Source organism: Bradyrhizobium sp. (assembly GCF_016219575.1).
Taxonomy (GTDB): Bacteria; Pseudomonadota; Alphaproteobacteria; order Rhizobiales; family Xanthobacteraceae; genus Bradyrhizobium.
On sequence record NZ_JACRMG010000018.1, the window covers coordinates 109,917 to 128,130 of the forward strand.

Here is an 18,214-nt window from a genome sequence, read left to right on the forward strand (position 1 = left end):
CGGGACCACAGTGAGTATGACGCGCGCTGCGAGGCTACCGCCTCAAATCATCCCCAGCGCCTGCATGTAGGTTTCGAGGATCGTCTCGGCTTCGGCCCGCTCATTGGGATCCTGCTTGCGCAGGCGGACGATCTGGCGCAGCGCCTTGACGTCGAAGCCGTTACCCTTGCCTTCGGCGTAGACGTCGCGGATGTCGTCCGAAATCGTCTTCTTCTCTTCTTCCAGCCGCTCGATGCGCTCGATGATGGCCTTGAGCTGGTCTTTGGCGAATCGTGTCGCGGGCGCTTCCTGGACGGCGGCAGAGGTGGCCATCGTGTACTCCTGAAGGAACTGACGGTTGAAGTTCAGGCGCACGTGCGGGGAGCACGCCGCTTTCCGAACGACCCTCGATTTTTTCAGGCCCTCCCGTCAAGGAAGCATCGCGTCATCCACAGGTGCACCCACAGGTAAGGCACACCGGCAAAAAGAGCCGTGGAAAAGCGCCATGCGTTCGGAAAGCCCTAGTGACTGTGCGGATGGACCTTCTTCATCGCCTCGAGTTGCTCGGGCGTGGCGGCACCCTGGTACTTGGCCTTCCATTCCTCGTAGGGCATGCCATAGACGGCCTCGCGGCTCTCGTCCTTCGACAGGCCCACGCCCTTGGCGTCGGCGGCGTCCTTCATCCAGTTCGACAGGCAGTTGCGGCAGAAGCCAGCCAGATTCATCAGCTCGATATTCTGGACGTCGGTGCGGCCGCGCAGATGCTCGACCAGGCGGCGGAACACCGCGGCTTCCAGTTCAGTGCGGGTCTTGTCGTCGATCGCCATGGCGGTTTCCCTCGCATTCGAAAGCTTCATTCGAAATAGCAATTGTCACATATTTTGCCACATCGCAGCGCAAAACAGCACCTGAAGGGACGAAATTCCCGCCAAATGGGGGTCCCGGCGTTGACAGTTCCAGCCCCGCACGCGAAATCGTCAATGAATTGATATAGCTTCGCGACATGATTTCCCGCGCTTCTCCCCCCTCCATCCGCCCGCCGACCCGACTCGCCCTTGGCCTGTCGCTGGCGCTCGGGATCGTGTGCCTGGGGAACAATCCGGCGGCCGCGGATTTTCGTCTCTGCAACAACACCTCCAGTCGTGTCGGTATCGCGCTCGGCTACAAGGATGCCGACGGCTGGACCACCGAAGGCTGGTGGAACGTGTCGTCGCGCAGCTGTGAGACGCTGCTGCGCGGCAATCTGGTCGCGCGATTCTACTACATCTACGCGCTCGATTACGATCGCGGCGGCGAATGGTCGGGACAGGCGTTCATGTGCTCGCGCGACAAGGAATTCACCATCAAGGGTACCGAGAACTGCCTGACGCGCGGCTTCGACCGCACCGGCTTCTTCGAGGTCGACACCGGGGAGCAGCGTTCCTGGACGGTGCAATTGACGGAAGCCAACGAGCAGCCATCGCAGCGCGTGCCGGGCATCCCGGGAACGGTCGGACCGGGCGGCCCCGGCCTGCCGGGAATGCCCAATCCGCCGGGTGGCGCACCGGGCCTGCCGCAATCGCCGGGAAGCAAACGATGAGGCGTCTGCGCCGGATCAAGATTCTCGCAACTCTCGGCCCGGCCTCTTCCGACAGCGCGATGATCCGCAAGCTGTTCGAGGCGGGCGCCGATGTGTTCCGCATCAACATGAGCCACACCCCGCACGACAAGATGCGGGAGCTGGTGAAAACCATCCGCAGCGTCGAATCCAGCTACGGCCGCCCGATCGGCATCCTGGTCGACCTGCAAGGCCCCAAGCTGCGGCTCGGCTCGTTCACCGACGGCGCCGTGCAGCTCAACAACGGCCAGAGCTTCACGCTCGATTCGGACAAGGCCCCCGGCGACAAGACCCGCGTGCACTTGCCGCATCCGGAAATTCTGGCAGCACTTCGTCCCGGTCAAGCGCTGCTGCTCGACGACGGCAAGGTGCGGCTGATTGCGGAGGAGACCTCGCCCGATCGCGCGGTGACGCGCGTGGTGGTCGGCGGCAAGATGAGCGACCGCAAGGGCGTCAGCCTGCCCGACACCGATCTACCGGTCTCGGCGATGACGCAGAAGGACCGCGAGGACCTCGAGGTCGCGGTAACCACCGGCATCGACTGGATCGCGCTCTCCTTCGTGCAGCGCGCCGAGGACGTCAAGGAAGCCAAGCGGATGATCCGCGGCCGTGCTTCCGTGATGGCCAAGATCGAGAAGCCGCAGGCGATCGACCGCCTCGCCGACATCCTCGATGCGTCCGACGCGCTGATGGTGGCGCGCGGCGATCTCGGCGTGGAATTGCCGCTGGAGCGCGTGCCGAGCCTGCAAAAACAGATGACGCGGATGGCGCGCCGCGCCGGAAAGCCGGTGGTGATCGCCACCCAAATGCTGGAATCGATGATCCAGTCCCCGGTGCCGACCCGCGCCGAAGTGTCCGACGTTGCCACCGCCGTCTATGAGGGCGCCGACGCCATCATGCTGTCGGCGGAATCGGCGGCCGGCAAATTCCCGGTCGAAGCCGTCTCCACCATGAACCGCATCGGCGAGGAAGTGGAACGCGACCCGACCTATCGCGCGGTGCTCTCCGCCCAGCGCATGGAGCCGGAGCCGACGGTGGGCGATGCCATCGCGGACGCCGCGCGCCAGATCGCCGAGACGCTGGAGCTTTCGGCCATCATCTGCTGGACGGATTCAGGCTCGACCGCGATCCGCGTGGCGCGCGAGCGGCCGAGGCCGCCTGTGGTGGCGATCACGCCGAAGATGGTGACGGGACGCAAGCTGTCGCTGGTCTGGGGCGTGCACTGCGTCGTGGCGGAAGATGCGCACGACCAGGACGACATGGTCGACCGCGCCGGCACGATTGCCTTTCGCGACGGCTTTGCCAATGCCGGCCAGCGCGTCATCATCGTCGCCGGCGTGCCGCTTGGAATTCCCGGCACCACCAACATGTTGCGCATCGCTACCGTCGCGGGACCTGCGAAGTCCTAAGCCCCCACCAACGTCTTCGCCGGCAGCACGGCCTGCACCACGAGGCCGCGCGCACGCGCATCCATCACGCCGACGGCGCGCAAGGCGAGCAGCGTCACAGTCTGCACGGCATCGCGCAGTCGTGCGGGATCCTCGAGATTGTCGGGCGCGAGCGGACCGACCAGCGACTCATGCAGCGCGCCGAGCAGCGCGGTCGCGGCGAGCGCCGTGTCCTGCGCCGGTAAATGGCCGGCGCGCACGGCCGCATCGATGCGGCTTGCGATCTCGCCCGCGATCTCGCGGCGGCTGGCCAGGCGCGAAGCGGTGACGTCGACATCGACCGGCTCGGCCAGGATGCCCCAGGCGAGCCTGCGCTGCGACAGCACATGCACCGCGACCGTGGTAACGGCGGCCGCCAGCGCCGATGACGGCCCCGGCGCCGCATCCGCGGCACGGCGGATCGCGGCGAGCTCGTCGCGCGACACTTCGGCGATCAGTTCCGAGATCAGGTCGGCCTTGGAGGGGAAGTAGCGATAGACGGTGCCGGCGGCGACATTGGCGCGGACCGCGACCGGCGCGATCTGCACCGCCGCCATGCCGCCTTCGGCCGCCGCATCCCGCGCAGCCGCAAGGATAGCGCTGCGCCGTGCGGCCAGCCGCTTCACCACCTGATGGGTCCGCCGATAGACCATGGCGCGCTTCCCGTCCCGCGACGCGCCGCTCCCCCGGGGGAAAGACCGCGCGCCAATTCTTGAGCGATTGATTATCAATCGCCATCAAGAACTGAACAACTATTCAGGGGGACTGGCAAGACGGTTTTGTGGAGCCGCAACGACCATTTGGCAGGCAGCCAGGTGGCTACCTCAAGGCCTCAAGCTCCAGCCGGGGCCAGCGCCCGCGACGGCTCGCGCCGCCACCACGCCCCGACCCGGCGCAGCACCAGCCCGGAGACGATCAGCGTGGCGCCCAGCCCCACCGGGAAGCCGGTGAAGATGAAGCTGACGATCAGCGCCAGGGCTAATGCGAGGGCGGGGAGCTCGTAGGGCCGGAAGCCGCTGCTGAGCCCGAGGCGGATCAGGAAGGCGACCGGGATCGCCAACACCATCATGTCGTACATGAAGAGATACGGCGTGATCAGCAGCGTGCCCGCCGCAAGTGCCGCCGCCTTCAGCGTATAGGGCACGCGGCTGCGCCACATCAGCGCCAGCGTTGTCGCAACCGCTGCCGTGAACACCCAATGCACCGCCCAGGCAAACGTCTCGGCGCCGCCGAGAAAGCGGATGAGCGAATAGAGCGATTGCAGTTTCCACCACGTCGCCTTGCCCTCGCTGAGGAAGGCCTGCGAGAACATCGGCATCCAGTGGAAGAATGCCCTCCACGCTTCGGTGCCGAAGGCGAGCCATGAGATGAAGGCGAGCGCGACCACGGTCACCGCAGCCGAGATGAACGCGCGCCATTGCCCGGCTGCGATCAGCACGAGCGGAAACAACAGACCGTATTGCGGTTTGTAGCTGAGCAGCCCGAGGCAAACGCCCGCGAGCACCGGGCGCGCCGGCAAGAGATAAAGTGTGCCGCCGATCAGGGCCGCGGTGAGAAATCCGTTCTGCCCGACCAGCGTGTTGTTGAACACCATCGGGAAGGCGACCGCGAGCATCAGCCCGAACGGGCGCCCGACGATGCCCCTGACGACGGCGACATACGGCACCAAGCTGATCGCCATCCAGCCGGCGAAGGCCACGGCATAGGGAAACTGCGCAAGCAACGACGCCACGAACAGGAACGGCGGCGGATAGTGCCAGGCGAAATAGCCGACGAAATCCTGCCCCAGCAGCGCAACCTCGATCTTCTTCTGGATGTCCCAGTCATAGGCCAGCGCAGGCGTGCCATCGAGCACCAGCCTGCCGGCGGCCCAGACGTTGACGAAGTCGGTGGGGATGCCGAGGCCTGCGGGATCGTAGATCCACCAATGCGAGAACCAGGCGATCGGAAAATAGACGACGTTGATGGTGAACAGCACGAAGCACGCATTGAACAGCGCCGGCGGAATCGCGCGGTCGGGCGGCGTGATCAGGGCTGAAGCGGGAAAGGCCATGCGAAGTCCCTTGGGCGCACGCGGATCACCGTGGCTCCTTCAGAAATAGGCCGGACTGCATTTAAGATTTCTTAAGGGTTGACGGCCGCGACGTCACCTTTCGCCGGTTCAGGAGCACATGAGCTTCAGTCCCGCGCTCGAAGCCGGCGCGCCGTCCACGAAAATGCAAAGCCCGGCATGATGCCGGGCTTTACGTCAGCGTCCTGCCGGAATTTTCGGCCAGTTACGCCTGCGGCTGCGGCTCCAGACCAGCGTCCGGATCGGGACGCGGGCGCGGCTTGCCGGCCGGCGGCACCGCCGAGGTACGGGGGCCGGTCGGCTCCAGCACGGACTCGCGGTTCGGCTTCTTGCCGTTGATGACGTCGGTGATCTCCTCGCCGGTCAGCGTCTCGTATTCGAGCAGCGCCTGCGCCAGGGTCTCGAAGTCCTTCTTCTTCTCGGTCAGGATCTTGCGCGCGGTCTCATAGCCTTCATCGACCAGGCGCCGCACTTCGGCATCGATCTTCTGCGCGGTTGCTTCGGAGATGTTCTGCTGGCGGCCCATCGACATGCCGAGGAAGACCTCTTCCTGGTTGTCGCCATAGGCCACTGTGCCGAGTTCGTCGGAATAGCCGAGCTGGGTCACCATGGCCTTCGCCATCTTGGTCGCCTGCTGGATATCGCTGGAAGCGCCGGAGGTGATGTTGTCCTTGCCGAAGGTGATCTCCTCCGCAACGCGACCGCCCATGGCCACCGCGAGCTGCGAGGTGAACTCCTTGTACTTCATCGAGTAGCGGTCGCCCTCGGGCAGGAACTTCACCATACCCATGGCGCGGCCGCGTGGAATGATGGTGGCCTTGTGCACGGGGATGCCGGCCACGACGTTGAGGCCGACGATGGCATGGCCCGCCTCGTGATAGGCGGTCAGCATCTTCTCTTCCTCGCTCATCACCAGCGACTTGCGCTCGGCGCCCATCATGACCTTGTCCTTGGCCTCCTCGAACTCGGCCTGGGTCACCATGCGCTTGTTGCGCCGGGCAGCCGTGAGCGCAGCCTCGTTGACGAGGTTCATCAGGTCGGCACCCGAAAACCCAGGCGTGCCGCGGGCGATGATCTTCAGGTTGACGTCGGGCGCCAGCGGCACCTTGCGGACGTGCACCTTCAAAATCTGTTCGCGGCCGCCGACGTCCGGATTCGGCACCACCACCTGGCGGTCGAAACGGCCGGGGCGCAGCAGCGCGGGATCGAGCACGTCGGGCCGGTTGGTGGCCGCGATCAGGATCACGCCTTCATTGGCCTCGAAGCCGTCCATCTCGACCAGCAACTGGTTGAGCGTCTGCTCGCGTTCGTCATTGCCGCCGCCGAGGCCGGCACCGCGATGGCGGCCGACCGCGTCGATTTCGTCGATGAAGATGATGCAGGGCGCGTTCTTCTTGGCCTGCTCGAACATGTCGCGGACGCGGCTGGCGCCGACGCCGACGAACATCTCGACGAAGTCGGAACCGGAAATGGTGAAGAACGGCACGTTGGCTTCGCCCGCGACCGCGCGTGCGATCAGCGTCTTGCCGGTGCCGGGCGGGCCGACCAGCAGCACGCCGCGCGGAATCCGTCCGCCCAGCCGCTGGAATTTTCCGGGGTCGCGCAGGAATTCAACGATCTCCTGCAGATCCTGCTTGGCCTCGTCGACACCGGCGACGTCCTCGAAGGTGACGCGGCCATGCGCTTCGGTCAGCATTTTTGCACGCGACTTGCCGAAGCCCATCGCCTTGCCGGCGCCGCCCTGCATCTGCCGCGACAGGAAAATCCAGACGCCGATCAGCGCGATGAAGGGCAGCCAGGAAACGAGCAACGACACGAACCACGGCACATTGTCGCCCGGCGGCTTCGCGGTGATCGAGACCTTGCTGTCATAGAGGCGCTTGACCAGAGTCGGATCGTTCGGCGCATAGGTCTGGAAGCTCGAGCCGTTGGTGAACGTGCCGTGAATTTCCTGGCCCTGAATCACGACATCGCGGACGTGGTTCTGGTCGACTTCGCTGAGGAGCTGCGAGAACGGAATGTCCTGCGTGGAGGCGCGCTGACCCGGGTTCTGGAAGAGCGTGAACAACGCCAGCAACAGCAGGACAATGATGACCCACAGGGCGAAGTTGCGCAGATTGGCGTTCATTGACTTTCCTTCGTGGTCGCGCGGATCGCGGCCTTGTATCCTTGGCAAAGTATCCTTGGCAGTAAACCCCGGCAGCCACGAGGGATTCCCCCGCTCGACTGCGGTACAATCTAGGTGCCGCATCCCTTGATGCCAAGGGAACGGGACAGGACTATTTAGCGCATCCTAGCCCGATTCCCGCTGAAATAATGGCGATATGGCCGCTGTTTTCGGGGGGTGGTTAAGCGTCGGCGCGATGGATCGCAACAATGCCCGGAAGTTCACGCCGTTCGCCGCCGGCGCGGCGGTGCCGGCTGGACGAGGATTCGCCCCTTGGAAAGGCTGATTACAGCGCCCGCAAGGGTCTGTTTCAGCCTGGCCTGCCGCCCTGCCATCGCACGATCCAGCGCCGCCAGCAGGGCCTCGATCTTGCCGAGTTCCGCAGGGCCCTCATGGCCGTATCGATCGATCGCGCGCTTGAGCAGCCGCAGCCGGATCTCCTCGGGCAGTGCTGCGAATGCTTGCGCATCGTAGCCGCCGAGCGAAGCGCGGCGATCCGTCAATGAGAGGTAGCGTTCGGCGCCATCGGCCAGCACCTCCACGGCGGCGTTGGCGCGCGCGAGCCGCGAAGCCAGCCGCGCCAGCGTCCTGGCATCGGCACCCTCCTCCGCGAGAGCAGGCATCAGCGCGCGCAGCCGCGCTCGGGTGAAGGCGACATCGCGATTGCTGGGATCGTCGGCAAAGACGATGCCGGCCGCCTCTAGCGTTGCGATCAGCTCCGCCTTCGAAACTTCGAGCAGGGGCCGCGTCAGCCATACACCCTCGCGCCCGGTCTCGACCGACATGGCCGACAGCCCGGCGACACCGCTGCCGCGCAACAGCCGCATCAGCAACGTCTCGGCCTGGTCGTCGCGCGTGTGGGCGGTAGCGACGTGGCTGGCGCCGCTCAAGCGCGCGGCCTTGGCGAGCAGGCGGTAGCGCGCCTCGCGCGCCGCGGCCGGCAGGCCCGTCTTCGGCTTTGTCCCTTGCCAGCGCAGGGTGCGGTGCTCGATCCCGAGCGTGCGCGCGAGATGCTTGACGTCGCGCGCCTCACGCGCTGCCTCCTTGCGCAAGCCGTGATCGACCGTGACGGCAATCAGCCGCGGCCCGCGCTTGAGCTTGCTGCGCCAGCGCGCCGCCAGCCACATCAGCGCGACCGAATCCGGCCCGCCGGAGACGGCCAGCACGACCGCCGGCACGGTCTTCCAAGGCGCGAAAATCGCTCGCGCCCGCGCTGCCGAGATCGGAGAGTTTTCGTCGCCCATGCGCCGCCGTCGATGTGGGAGCCCGCCGGGCTCCGTCATCGATTGCTTAGCACTTTACCCGCTTCTGCTCACGGTCGATGGCCGCCTTCACGCCGGCGGATGCGCGCGGATATTTCTGCAGGACCGCGCCGAAGGCGGCGCAGGCCGCCTCCCTCTCCTTCAGCGCCGCCAGCGACTGGCCGAGCCGCAGCATCGCGTCGGGGGCCTTCGCCGACTTCTCGTGATCGCTGGTCACGCCGAGGAAGGCCTGCGCGGCCTCGCGATATTGCTGGCGCTGGAAATAGCTCTCGCCGAGCCAGTATTTCGAATCCGCAACCAGCGGATCCCTGGGATATTTCTCTGCGAAATTCTTCATGGTCTCTTCGGCCAGCGCATAGTCCTTGCGCTGCATGTAGCCGATGCCGAGATCGAATTCGTCGCGCGGCGTGGCCGACGGCGGCAGCGTCGTCAATGAAGCGGTGGGCGCCTGCGCCGGCGGCGCAGCCCCGCCAGGCGGGCGCGGGCTGATGCTGCCGAGATCGAGCGGTTCGCCGGGGCCGCGTCCGCCGGGAGCGCCGACTGCGGCCTCGTTGCCGATCGGCATCTGGCCCCCGCCGAGCGCTTTCGGCACGCCGGGTGCGTTGGGATTTTGCGTGGGGTCGAAGGCATCGCCGCGGCGGCGGTTGCCGGCGGCGGGCACCGCCGGCTCCTGCACGATCGGCGCAGGGGCTGCGATCTGCGGCTGCTCAAGGGCGCCCTGCTGCTGCGGATAGCCCGGCTGGGCCGCCGGATAACCCGGCTGCGGCTGCTGATAGCCACCCTGCTGCGGATAGGCCGGCTGCCGGTAGGCCGGGTTGGCCTGGGCCGGCGGCGCGGCCGCGACGCTGGGCTGGGCGGCCGGCGGCGGCGCGCCCGGCGCTCCCTGGGGAGCGGCACCGAGCTGGCGCAGGCGCTCCTCGAGCTGCCGGTTGCGGTACTGCAGCTCCTCGTTCTGGCCGGTGACCTGACGGAGCTGGTTCTCCAGCCGCTGGATGCGCAGTTCGAGGTCGGCATCCTGGGCCAGGGTCGGAGCAAGCAAGGCCTGCGGAGCAATGGCGATGACCGCAGCGGCAGCCACGGCGCGGAAAGTCAGATGAAGTCTGGGTGACATGGTGTCCTGGCGGCGAAATCGGCGCGACAAGCGGGAATCACATGAGGGAGGGAGTACGCCGGAATTGTGACTGAAACCAAGGGGGTTCGGCGCCGGTCAGGTCAACAAAACGAAACCGGCGCCCCGAGGGACGCCGGCCACCAACTCACCGCAAGCTCGAACAGTTTAGGAGCTGGCGTTCAGCACAGTGACCGCGCGGCGGTTCTGCGACCAGCAGGAGATATCGTTGCAGACGGCGACCGGGCGCTCCTTGCCGTAGGAGATGGTGCGCATGCGGCTCGGGTCGATGCCGCGCGAGGCGAGGAACGAACGCACCGACTGGGCGCGGCGGGCGCCGAGCGCGATGTTGTATTCGCGGGTGCCGCGCTCGTCGGCATGGCCTTCGACGGTGAAGGCATAGCGGTTATAGGTCTGCAGCCACTGCGCCTGCTTTTCCAGGGTGGCGATCGCCTGCGGGCTCAATTCGGTCTGGTCGCTCTCGAAGAAGACGCGGTCGCCGACATTGACCACGAAGTCCTGCTGGCTGCCCGGAGTGGCGGCGCTCGCCATCGCATCCGAACCGACGTTCTTGTTGGCGCAGGCGCCCATGGTCAGCGCCACGGCCAGCACGGCGGCCAGCTTCAAACCCTGGAGGATACGCATCTGGTTTCTCATTCCGGAGCCTCCACGCTCACGTTCTCGGTACTGTCATCCGGTCTACAGGGCGTTGGTTAAGCGAACGTTCCGTCAACCTTGATGGGGTCTTGCCGTCACCGTTCAAATGCCGGCAATCGGCGAAAAGCGACCGCGATAGTTAATCATTTGTAAATATGGCGCGACGGTGGAGGCAAGCCGTCGCGGGGTCCGGAATTGCCAGTTCCGGCGGCGTTTCGGTCGAAATTCCGGGACCGCGGCAAGACGGCAACGTTTTCGGGCAGCCGGGAGCCGCCGCCATTCAGCTAGATGAATGTTTGGCCGCTAGGTCTGGGGGACGATCGAGGTCACTTCATTGGAGGCGACCATGAAGCCCGCCGGCACCTCGGTCCGCACCTGGGCATAGCCCGGGCGGTCGAACAGCATGCGCCGCTCGAAGGCGGTTGAGCGCATCATCGGGTAGCGCTCGAACACCTTTTCCTTCAGGCGGGGGAAATCCGCCGCCATCAGCCCGACCGGCTTGAGCAGCCCGGGGAACATGCGGGGCTCGGCAATTGTCTCATGCAGGAAGACCCGGCGGTAGAACGCCTGGTGCTCGGCGCGCACGATGGCGAGCCCGAGATCGGCGTTGAAATATTCGCAGGCCATATAGGCGAGCCGCAGCGTCACATAGGGCAGTTCCGGCAGCCGCCGGACCTTGTCCGGGTCGGCAACGAAACGGGCGGGATCGACGATGACCTTGCCTTGGTCGAGCAGGGGGAAAAGGATCTCGCCGAAAGCTTCCGCGGAGCAGGACTGCCGCCATTCCGAGGTCAGGAGGCTGATGCGGACGGAACTGTAGAGCTCTCCATGCAGATAGACGCCAAACGTCCAGGAATTGGGCAGGTCGTCATACTGGTCGGTGACGCGCTGCGCAGGCGATTCCTTGACCGCACCCTCGCGCAGATAGGCCCGGTAGCGGAGATTGTAGATTTCTTCCTTTTCCTCGCGGGTCTGGGCCAGTCGGTAGTCGATATGTTCAAGAAGATCTGCCCCCCTTGCAAAGGCCGTGGGGCGACTTTCGGCCGGGGACTGCATTCCTCTACTCCTTACGACTTCCAAGGCGACGCCCATTCAACTAACGCGAGTGAGTTAAAACCTTAACAGCTTCTTAACGAAATTGCAAAGCTATAGCGATGTTAGGGTTAACTACTAGGGCCCCGTAGAACTCCCGGGCGCGCTATCCTTTCGTCGAAGGTTCAGGCGATGGAGCTGACGAGGTGCAGCGGTGGCTCTTCCGGCCGGCGGCCGTGGGAGGCGTTGAGGAGCTGGCGGATGCGCACGGCCGGCACCGGCCGGCTGAACAGGTAACCCTGGGCCTCGGTCACCGTGCCGTCGGTCGAGATGCGCTCGAGCTGCTCGTTGGTCTCGATGCCCTCCACCACCACGGCCATGCCGAGGTCGGCCGACAGCCGCGCCACGCCGCGCAGCAGGGTCAGCGGGCGGTCGGAATCGATGCCCTCCAGGAAGGAGCGGTCGATCTTGACCTTCTGCAGCGGGAAATTGTGCAGGTAGCTCAGGCTGGAATAGCCGGTGCCGAAATCGTCCAGCGAGATGCGCACGCCCAGCGCATGCAGCTGCGCCAGCACGTCGTGGGTGAGCTGGGTGTTGCGCAACAGCGAGGATTCCGTGATCTCGATCTCCAGCCGCTCGGCCGGCAGCCCGGAGACCTCGAGCGCATAGCGGACTTCGCTGAGGATGTCGCGCTGGTGGAACTGCTGCGGCGAGAAGTTGACGGCGACGGAAACGCCGGCCGGCCACTTCATGCATTCCATGCAGGCCTTGCGCAGGATCCAGCGGCCGAGATCGACGATCAGGCCCATGTCCTCCGCAATCGGAATGATGTCGATCGGTGACACCGTGCCGCGCACCGGGTGGTTCCAGCGCAGCAGCGCCTCGCAGGTGGAGATCTTGCCGGACTTCAGGTTGACCAGCGGCTGGTAGTAGAGCTCGAACTCCTCGTTCGCCAGCGCCTTGCGCAGGTCGAGCTCGAGAATGCGGCGCGCCTCGACGGTTTGCGCCATCTCGTCGCGGAAGAAGCAATAGGTGCCGCGGCCGTCGGCCTTGGAGCGGTACAGCGCCATGTCGGCATTCTTGAGCAGCGTGTCGGCGGAAACGCCGGGCGCGGTCATGGCGATGCCGACGCTGGCGCCGATTTCGACCAGATGGTTGTCGATCTTGTAGCGCTCGCTGAGGCGGTCGACGATGCGGCGGGCAAGGCCCGCGGCGTCTTCCGCCGAATGGATGTTCTGCTGGAACACGACGAATTCGTCGCCGCCGAAGCGGGCAACGAAATCCTCCGGCCGCAGCATCTCGCGGAGGCGATCGGCCACCGCGCAGAGCAGCTGGTCGCCGCAGGGATGGCCGAGCGTGTCGTTGACCTGCTTGAACTGGTCGAGGTCGACGAACAGCAGCGCCGACATGTGGTCGCTGCCGTGCTGGGTAGCCAGCAGCCGGCCGATCTCGTCGCGGAAATTGACGCGGTTGGGCAGCGCGGTAAGTTCGTCATACCGTGCAAGATGGCTGATGCGGGCCTCCGCATTGCGGCGCTCGGTGATGTCCTCTAGCAGCACGACGGCGCCGCCGCCGGCCATCGGCTGGAACGTCCACGACATCGAGCGGCCGCGCACCGGGTCCGGATCCGTGGTGATCATGTCGCGCGCGCGGGTGTTCTCGATTTCGGCCAGGATCATCTTGCCGCTCGACGCCGAGACCGAACCGGCCACAATGCAGGCATCGATGATGTCGGAAGCGCTGGCGCCGCGCTGCACGGGATCGTCGGACAGGTTCATCATCTCGCTGAAGCGGTGGTTCATCACCGCCAGCCGCCCGTCGGAGCGGAACATGCACAGGCCGTGCGGCATGTTGTTGAGCGCGGTGTCGAACTGGCCGGCAAGCGCCGCCTCGCGGAAGCTCGATGTCAGCGCCTTGACGAAGATGGCGTGCAGGCTGAGGTTGATGCCTTTCAGGCCGAAGAAGAACAGCACCAGCAGAACGGCAAGGCCGATGTAGTAGAAACCGCCATGCATGGCGAGCGCCACCGACATCGGGCCGCAGGCGAACAGGACGTGGAGCTGCACCAGCTTCGGCCGGCCGTAGTTGCGCGCGGCGGCACCGCCGGTGTAGGCGACGGTCACCGCGACGCACAGCATATGCGCAATCGAATCGTCGTTGCCGACGATGGTCAGGAAGCACCAGGCGCCGAGCACGCCGGCATAGACGATGGCGCCGACGGCGTATCGCGGCTCGAGGTGCCTCGCCTGCTCGTACGACAGCACCTGGGTGCGCCGCTCGAATTTGCGCATCTGCAGGGCACGCAGCGTGCCGATGCCGACGATCGTCGCGGCGACGGGCCACAGCAGTTCGTTGCCTGTCTTCATCGCGGTGAGCACGGCGCCGATCGCGGTGCAGAGCGTGCCGAGCATCATGGGCCAGAAGTTCTGGCACATGGAATCGATCAGCGCGGCATAGAGAACCGGCTCCAGCTCTTCCTGATTGCTTCGCTTCTTCGGGTCGACCAACTGCATCGGCAGCGCACGCGTCCTGTTTGGGACGTAGTTCTACCGAGCGCAGATGAAGTCTTTCTGAGGGAACAGGGTTAGCGAGTTATTGTTTTTTCCCGCGCAAAACGAAAATCTGCGCGGAAAATCAGCACACTAGGCAATGTTTGCCGATTAACGATTGGGGCCGGGGCGCGCCCGCTCACGCTCGCATCACGATAGCAGCGGCGACCAGGCGGGATCGGAGGCAAAACCCGGCGTCGGCACGCGCTGCTCGTTGCGCCCGGAAACGTCGACCGTGAACAGCGACGGGCCCGAATTGCCGCCGGGCTCGCGGAAGAACATCACGACGCGGCCGTTCGGCGCAAAGGTCGGTCCCTCATTGTGATAGCCCGCGGTGAGGATGCGCTCGCCCGAACCGTCGGTCTTCATGATGCCGATGGCGAATTGCCCGCCGCCCTGCTTGGTAAACGCAATGTAATCGCCGCGCGGCGACCACACCGGCGTGGAGTAGGAGCCCTCGCCGAAGGAGATTCGCTGCGCCGGGCCGCCGGTTGCGGCCATCACATAGATCTGCGGCTTGCCGCCGCGGTCGGATTCGAAGCACAGCCGCGAGCCGTCGGGCGCGTAGGACGGCGAGGTGTCGATTGCCGGCGTATCGGTGAGGCGCGTCGTGGTCTTGGAGCGCAGGTCCATCACGAACAGGTTGGAGTTGCTGCCCTGCTGCAGGCTCATGATCACGCGCTGGCCGTCCGGCGAGAACCGCGGCGCGAACGACATGCCCGGGAAATTGCCGACGATCTCGCGCTGGCCGGTCTCGATGTTGAAGAGATAGACGCGCGGATCGCCCTGGCCGAACTCCATGTAGGTGATTTCCTGGCTCGACGGCGAGAAGCGCGGCGTCAGCACGAGATCGCTGCCGCGCGTCAGATAGCGCACGTTGGCGCCGTCCTGGTCCATCAGCGCGAGCCGCTTGACGCGCCGCTCCTTCGGGCCGGTCTCGTCGACGAACACGACACGGCTGTCGAAATAGCCCTTCTCGCCGGTCAGCCGTTCATAGATCTGGTCGGAGATGATGTGGGCGATGCGGCGCCAGGATTCCGGCGAGGTGAAATATTGCTGGCCGGCGAGCTGCTGCGCCGTGTTGACGTCCCAGAGGCGGAATTCCGCCTTCAGCCGTCCGTCGCCCTGGCGCGTCATGCGGCCGGTCACCAGCGCCTGCGCATTGATGGTCTTCCAGTTCTGGAAGTTCGGCGCGATGTCGACGTTGATCGCCTTTTCGATATAGGCGGCCTGGTCGATCGGCGCGAACAGACCGCTGCGCCTGAGATTGTTGGCGATGACCTGCGTCACGCCGACGCCGACCTCGCCGTCGGCCGGCGTGCCCGCCACGAAATTCGGGATCGCGATCGGCAGCGGCGCGAAGTCGCCTTCGGTGATGGTGATGCGCTTCTGCGCCAGCGCACTACGCGGGGAGATCGCAGCGGCGGCGCCGAGCGCCGCCATTGCGGAAATGATCTGGCGGCGGTTGGGAAGCAGGAGCATGTCGCGCAGTCTGTGTTGGTCGGTCATCTGTCACTTCAACTTGGAATTAATGGGCGCTGCCTGAGTTCAGATCGGTCGCTCCTGGAAGACCGGCGTAAAGGACTTCCATTCGTCGAAGAACTGCGCGGGCAAATTATACGGCTGGCACTGGATGATCGCGCGCAACGCGCTTTCCGAATAGGCGCGGCCATAGGGCGTCGACGGCGTGCCGTCGGGCGCGGGCATCGCCTCCAGCGTGCCGTCCTTCTTCAGGCGGATGTTGAAGGCGACTTCCGGCCGCTCCTGCTCGATGCCGCCATAGGGCTTCTTCCAGCAGTTTTCCACCTGGCGGCGGAACATCGAGCCCCAGGTCGCCGAATTGTCGCCTGCCCTGCCCTTGGACATGCCAAGCGACGCATTGGAGTTCAGCGTCTCGCCGGTTGCGGCCTGCCGGGCCGGATCGCGCTTGTCGATCAGGGCTGCGATCTTCGACTGGTCGAACACGCGCTCCTTCGGCTTCTGCTGCTCCGGCGGCTTGGCGGCCTGCACGGGCGGCTTCGGCGGCGTCGGCTTCTTCTGTTCCTTCTTGATCGCTTCCGCGATCGGATCGACCGCCGGCTCCGGCTTTTTCTCCTCCGGCTTCGGCTCTTCCTTCGGCTTCTCGGCAACCTTCGGCGGGTCGGGCTTCTTTTCGACCGCCTTCTCCTCGGCCTTCGGCTGCGGCGCCGGCGCCGTATCGGTGACGACCGGCTGCTTCTCGCTGATCTTGCCGACGGCGTCGTCCACGGGTTTCGCCTCGGCGACCTTCTCGACCAGCGGCTTCTTCTCTTCCTTCTTGCCGGTCTTCATGCCGGCCGCGACCTGCGACTCCAGCGAGATGTCGACGCCGACGGATTCCTCCGGCCTCACCTCCAGCGCCCTGGTCGAGAACGACAGCAGCACCGCCCCCAGCACGACCACGTGCAGGGCCACCGACGCCAGCACCGTCTTGTCGACCTTGAACTTCACCTCAGGATCCCTGCTCGGGAATGATGACGATATTGGCCTTGAACCCGGCGGCCTTGATGTTCCCCAACAATTTCATCATGTCAGTGTAGCAGACATCGCGGTCGCCGCGCAGGAAGACCACATTGTCCGCTTCCGTGCGTGTCTCGCGGATGGCCTTGATCTTCGGCAGCAGCTCCGCGCTCGAGATCGGGGTATCGCCGAGATAGAGCTCGACGTTGGAATTGCAGCTGCCGCCGGTGCGCTTGACCGAGAGCGTCAGCGGCGGCGCGTTGGAAGCTGCCGCGTTGCCGCCCCGGGCGATCGGCAGGTCGATGTCGATCGTGCTCGTCATCAGGGGCGCGGCCACCATGAAGATGATGAGCAGCACCAGCATCACGTCCACCATGGGCGTGACGTTGATTTCGGCCATCACGGACTTGCGGCCTCCGCGGCGGCCGCCGCCCGAAGAGCCTCCTGCGCTCATGCCCATGATATGGTGCTCACCGCCGTTACCACCATATAATACCGCTGCGGCATCATCCGCGCTCGTCGATCTGGCGCGAGAGAATGGCCGAAAATTCGTCGGCAAACCCCTCCAGCCGCTGGGCCTGGCGGTTCACCTCCGAGATGAACTTATTATAGAAAATTGTCGCCGGAATTGCGGCGATCAGGCCGATTGCCGTGGCAAACAGGGCCTCCGCGATGCCGGGCGCCACCACCGCCAGCGAGGTGTTTTTCGAGGCGGCGATGGACTGGAAGCTCGACATGATGCCCCAGACCGTGCCGAACAGGCCGACAAAGGGCCCGGCGGACCCCACGGTCGCCAGCACCAGCAGCCGCCGCTCCAGCCGCTCGACTTCCCGGGCGATCGAGACGTTCATGACCTTCTCGATCCGGGCCTGCAGGCCCGCAATGGAGCGCGACTGGCTCTCGAAGGAGCGTTTCCATTCGCGCATGGCGGCGACGAAGCAGGCCGCCATCGACTGCGTCGGCTTGGCCGACAGCGCCCGGTAGAGCTCCTCGATCGACTGGCCGGACCAGAAGGCCTGCTCGAAACGGTCCATGGCACGGCGGGTGCGCGCATAGAGGAAGATCTTGTCGATGGCGATCGCCCAGACCCAGACCGAGCAGGCGAGCAGCCCGAGCATGACCGCCTTCACGACCCAGTGGGCCTGAAGGAACAGCGCGATCAGCGATACGTCGGCAGCCGGCATCGGCAAGGCGGCGGTATCCATCAGCGGTATCCTCTCAACCGAACGGGACGACGTTTGCTAGTGCCGTCGCGCCCCACCCCTGTCTCTTCCGGAAGCAAATGGCTGCCGGCTCCACAGCCACGCGTCGACGTGGCGACTTGCACCAGCGCGAGAGCCTTCATTGTGTCGTTTGGGGGCCCGTCCAAAGCCGGGTCCGGATTCCCCTGCCAACATGTCAAAACGAAGGCTGATCCACGCGACTTTGCCACCCTAACCAAACGATAATCTGGGTTAACGCGAGGTTACCAAAGGGGAATTGCGGCCGGGAAATGTGGCCGCAGGCAGCGGGTTACAGTGCAGCGGAACCGGGGGTAGAGACATCCAAGGCGTCGCCCCGGCGCAGGCCGGGGCCCATAACCACCGGCCGGCGTTGTTGAGGGAAAGCCGACCGCCATCGCGCAAACCGATCTCCGCTGCGGCGTATGGGCCCCGGCCTTCGCCGGGGCGACGAAAGAACAAGCGCTCTCATTCCCGCGACTGGTTTTCGCCCGGGTCTTGCATCTTCGTCGGCCCTCTCTCTGACAGCTAGGGGATTCCCGGATTTTAGCATTGAGCGGCAAGTGCATAGCCCTCGAGAGTTGCGGCGAGACGGGTCCAGCCGTCGCGCATGGTTTTTGGCCCGGGTGGCTTGTAGTAGCAATTCCAGCCGCCGAGACGGGCTGCG

General features: G+C 65.4%; 16 protein-coding genes. 2 read left to right on the top strand and 14 right to left on the bottom strand.

Features of this window, described 5'->3' with window-relative positions; translation table 11 throughout:
* Positions 1-42: 42 nt before the first annotated feature.
* The gene (locus HZB49_RS16060; protein ID WP_291613016.1) at positions 43-312 is read right to left on the bottom strand and encodes a DUF2312 domain-containing protein; all 270 of its coding nucleotides are present in this window, start codon (positions 310-312) and stop codon (positions 43-45) included.
* A 188-nt stretch (positions 313-500) separates the two neighbouring features.
* Positions 501-806 carry a DUF1244 domain-containing protein gene (locus HZB49_RS16065; RefSeq protein ID WP_291613018.1) on the bottom strand — a complete coding sequence of 102 codons (306 nt, stop codon included), beginning with the start codon at positions 804-806 and terminating at the stop codon, positions 501-503.
* 176 nt (positions 807-982) lie between these two features.
* Here HZB49_RS16065 and HZB49_RS16070 point away from each other — a divergent pair, with 176 nt between their 5' ends.
* A complete protein-coding gene (locus HZB49_RS16070; protein ID WP_291613020.1) occupies positions 983-1,558 on the top strand; it encodes a DUF1036 domain-containing protein in 576 nt (191 codons plus the stop codon).
* Complete coding sequence (gene pyk, locus HZB49_RS16075; RefSeq protein WP_291613022.1) at positions 1,555-2,985, top strand: pyruvate kinase; 1,431 nt, start codon at positions 1,555-1,557, stop codon at positions 2,983-2,985. The genes HZB49_RS16070 and pyk overlap by 4 nt, the downstream gene beginning before the upstream one ends.
* Here pyk and HZB49_RS16080 read toward each other — a convergent pair.
* The 12 genes from HZB49_RS16080 to tolQ all read right to left on the bottom strand — a co-directional run bounded on the left by HZB49_RS16080 (position 2,982) and on the right by tolQ (position 17,532).
* The gene (locus HZB49_RS16080) at positions 2,982-3,656 is read right to left on the bottom strand and encodes a TetR/AcrR family transcriptional regulator (protein WP_291613024.1); all 675 of its coding nucleotides are present in this window, start codon (positions 3,654-3,656) and stop codon (positions 2,982-2,984) included. The genes pyk and HZB49_RS16080 overlap by 4 nt on opposite strands.
* A 179-nt stretch (positions 3,657-3,835) precedes the next feature.
* The gene (locus HZB49_RS16085) at positions 3,836-5,056 is read right to left on the bottom strand and encodes a glycosyltransferase family 87 protein (RefSeq protein ID WP_291613026.1); all 1,221 of its coding nucleotides are present in this window, start codon (positions 5,054-5,056) and stop codon (positions 3,836-3,838) included.
* Positions 5,057-5,279: 223 nt separating this feature from the next.
* Positions 5,280-7,202: an ATP-dependent zinc metalloprotease FtsH gene (ftsH, locus tag HZB49_RS16090; protein ID WP_291613029.1), complete on the bottom strand. Its 1,923-nt coding sequence runs from the start codon at positions 7,200-7,202 to the stop codon at positions 5,280-5,282.
* 260 nt (positions 7,203-7,462) lie between these two features.
* Positions 7,463-8,485, bottom strand: coding sequence for a tRNA lysidine(34) synthetase TilS (gene tilS / locus HZB49_RS16095; RefSeq protein WP_291613030.1), 1,023 nt, complete (start codon positions 8,483-8,485; stop codon positions 7,463-7,465).
* A 46-nt stretch (positions 8,486-8,531) separates the two neighbouring features.
* Positions 8,532-9,614: a tol-pal system protein YbgF gene (gene ybgF, locus HZB49_RS16100; protein WP_291613032.1), complete on the bottom strand. Its 1,083-nt coding sequence runs from the start codon at positions 9,612-9,614 to the stop codon at positions 8,532-8,534.
* A 165-nt stretch (positions 9,615-9,779) separates the two neighbouring features.
* Positions 9,780-10,268 (bottom strand): peptidoglycan-associated lipoprotein Pal, encoded by a 489-nt coding sequence (gene pal / locus HZB49_RS16105; protein WP_291613034.1) that lies wholly within the window; start codon positions 10,266-10,268, stop codon positions 9,780-9,782.
* Between the two features lie 303 nt (positions 10,269-10,571).
* Positions 10,572-11,324: a hypothetical protein gene (locus tag HZB49_RS16110; RefSeq protein ID WP_291613035.1), complete on the bottom strand. Its 753-nt coding sequence runs from the start codon at positions 11,322-11,324 to the stop codon at positions 10,572-10,574.
* Positions 11,325-11,485: 161 nt separating this feature from the next.
* Positions 11,486-13,813 carry an EAL domain-containing protein gene (locus HZB49_RS16115; protein ID WP_291613038.1) on the bottom strand — a complete coding sequence of 776 codons (2,328 nt, stop codon included), beginning with the start codon at positions 13,811-13,813 and terminating at the stop codon, positions 11,486-11,488.
* A gap of 186 nt (positions 13,814-13,999) precedes the next feature.
* Positions 14,000-15,358 (bottom strand): Tol-Pal system beta propeller repeat protein TolB, encoded by a 1,359-nt coding sequence (gene tolB, locus HZB49_RS16120; RefSeq protein ID WP_291613039.1) that lies wholly within the window; start codon positions 15,356-15,358, stop codon positions 14,000-14,002.
* Between the two features lie 39 nt (positions 15,359-15,397).
* Positions 15,398-16,318 carry a cell envelope integrity protein TolA gene (locus tag HZB49_RS16125; RefSeq protein WP_291613041.1) on the bottom strand — a complete coding sequence of 307 codons (921 nt, stop codon included), beginning with the start codon at positions 16,316-16,318 and terminating at the stop codon, positions 15,398-15,400.
* A 1-nt stretch (position 16,319) separates the two neighbouring features.
* Entirely contained in the window at positions 16,320-16,787 is a 468-nt protein-coding gene (locus HZB49_RS16130) for an ExbD/TolR family protein (RefSeq protein ID WP_291613042.1), read from the bottom strand.
* Between the two features lie 46 nt (positions 16,788-16,833).
* Complete coding sequence (gene tolQ / locus HZB49_RS16135; RefSeq protein WP_291613044.1) at positions 16,834-17,532, bottom strand: protein TolQ; 699 nt, start codon at positions 17,530-17,532, stop codon at positions 16,834-16,836.
* Positions 17,533-18,214: the final 682 nt, after the last annotated feature.

Bases quoted from the DNA above. Each gene is read 5' to 3' on its own strand.
- pyk (WP_291613022.1), top strand. From the start codon at position 1,555: ATGAGGCGTCTGCGCCGGATCAAGATTCTCGCAACTCTCGGCCCGGCC.
- HZB49_RS16085 (WP_291613026.1), bottom strand. From the start codon at position 5,056: ATGGCCTTTCCCGCTTCAGCCCTGATCACGCCGCCCGACCGCGCGATT.
- ybgF (WP_291613032.1), bottom strand. From the start codon at position 9,614: ATGTCACCCAGACTTCATCTGACTTTCCGCGCCGTGGCTGCCGCTGCG.
- tolQ (WP_291613044.1), bottom strand. From the start codon at position 17,532: ATGGATACCGCCGCCTTGCCGATGCCGGCTGCCGACGTATCGCTGATC.
- HZB49_RS16115 (WP_291613038.1), bottom strand. From the start codon at position 13,813: ATGCAGTTGGTCGACCCGAAGAAGCGAAGCAATCAGGAAGAGCTGGAG.
- HZB49_RS16060 (WP_291613016.1), bottom strand. From the start codon at position 312: ATGGCCACCTCTGCCGCCGTCCAGGAAGCGCCCGCGACACGATTCGCC.
- HZB49_RS16110 (WP_291613035.1), bottom strand. From the start codon at position 11,324: ATGCAGTCCCCGGCCGAAAGTCGCCCCACGGCCTTTGCAAGGGGGGCA.
- pal (WP_291613034.1), bottom strand. From the start codon at position 10,268: ATGAGAAACCAGATGCGTATCCTCCAGGGTTTGAAGCTGGCCGCCGTG.
- tolB (WP_291613039.1), bottom strand. From the start codon at position 15,358: ATGACCGACCAACACAGACTGCGCGACATGCTCCTGCTTCCCAACCGC.
- ftsH (WP_291613029.1), bottom strand. From the start codon at position 7,202: ATGAACGCCAATCTGCGCAACTTCGCCCTGTGGGTCATCATTGTCCTG.
- tilS (WP_291613030.1), bottom strand. From the start codon at position 8,485: ATGGGCGACGAAAACTCTCCGATCTCGGCAGCGCGGGCGCGAGCGATT.
- HZB49_RS16070 (WP_291613020.1), top strand. From the start codon at position 983: ATGATTTCCCGCGCTTCTCCCCCCTCCATCCGCCCGCCGACCCGACTC.
- HZB49_RS16080 (WP_291613024.1), bottom strand. From the start codon at position 3,656: ATGGTCTATCGGCGGACCCATCAGGTGGTGAAGCGGCTGGCCGCACGG.
- HZB49_RS16065 (WP_291613018.1), bottom strand. From the start codon at position 806: ATGGCGATCGACGACAAGACCCGCACTGAACTGGAAGCCGCGGTGTTC.
- HZB49_RS16130 (WP_291613042.1), bottom strand. From the start codon at position 16,787: ATGGGCATGAGCGCAGGAGGCTCTTCGGGCGGCGGCCGCCGCGGAGGC.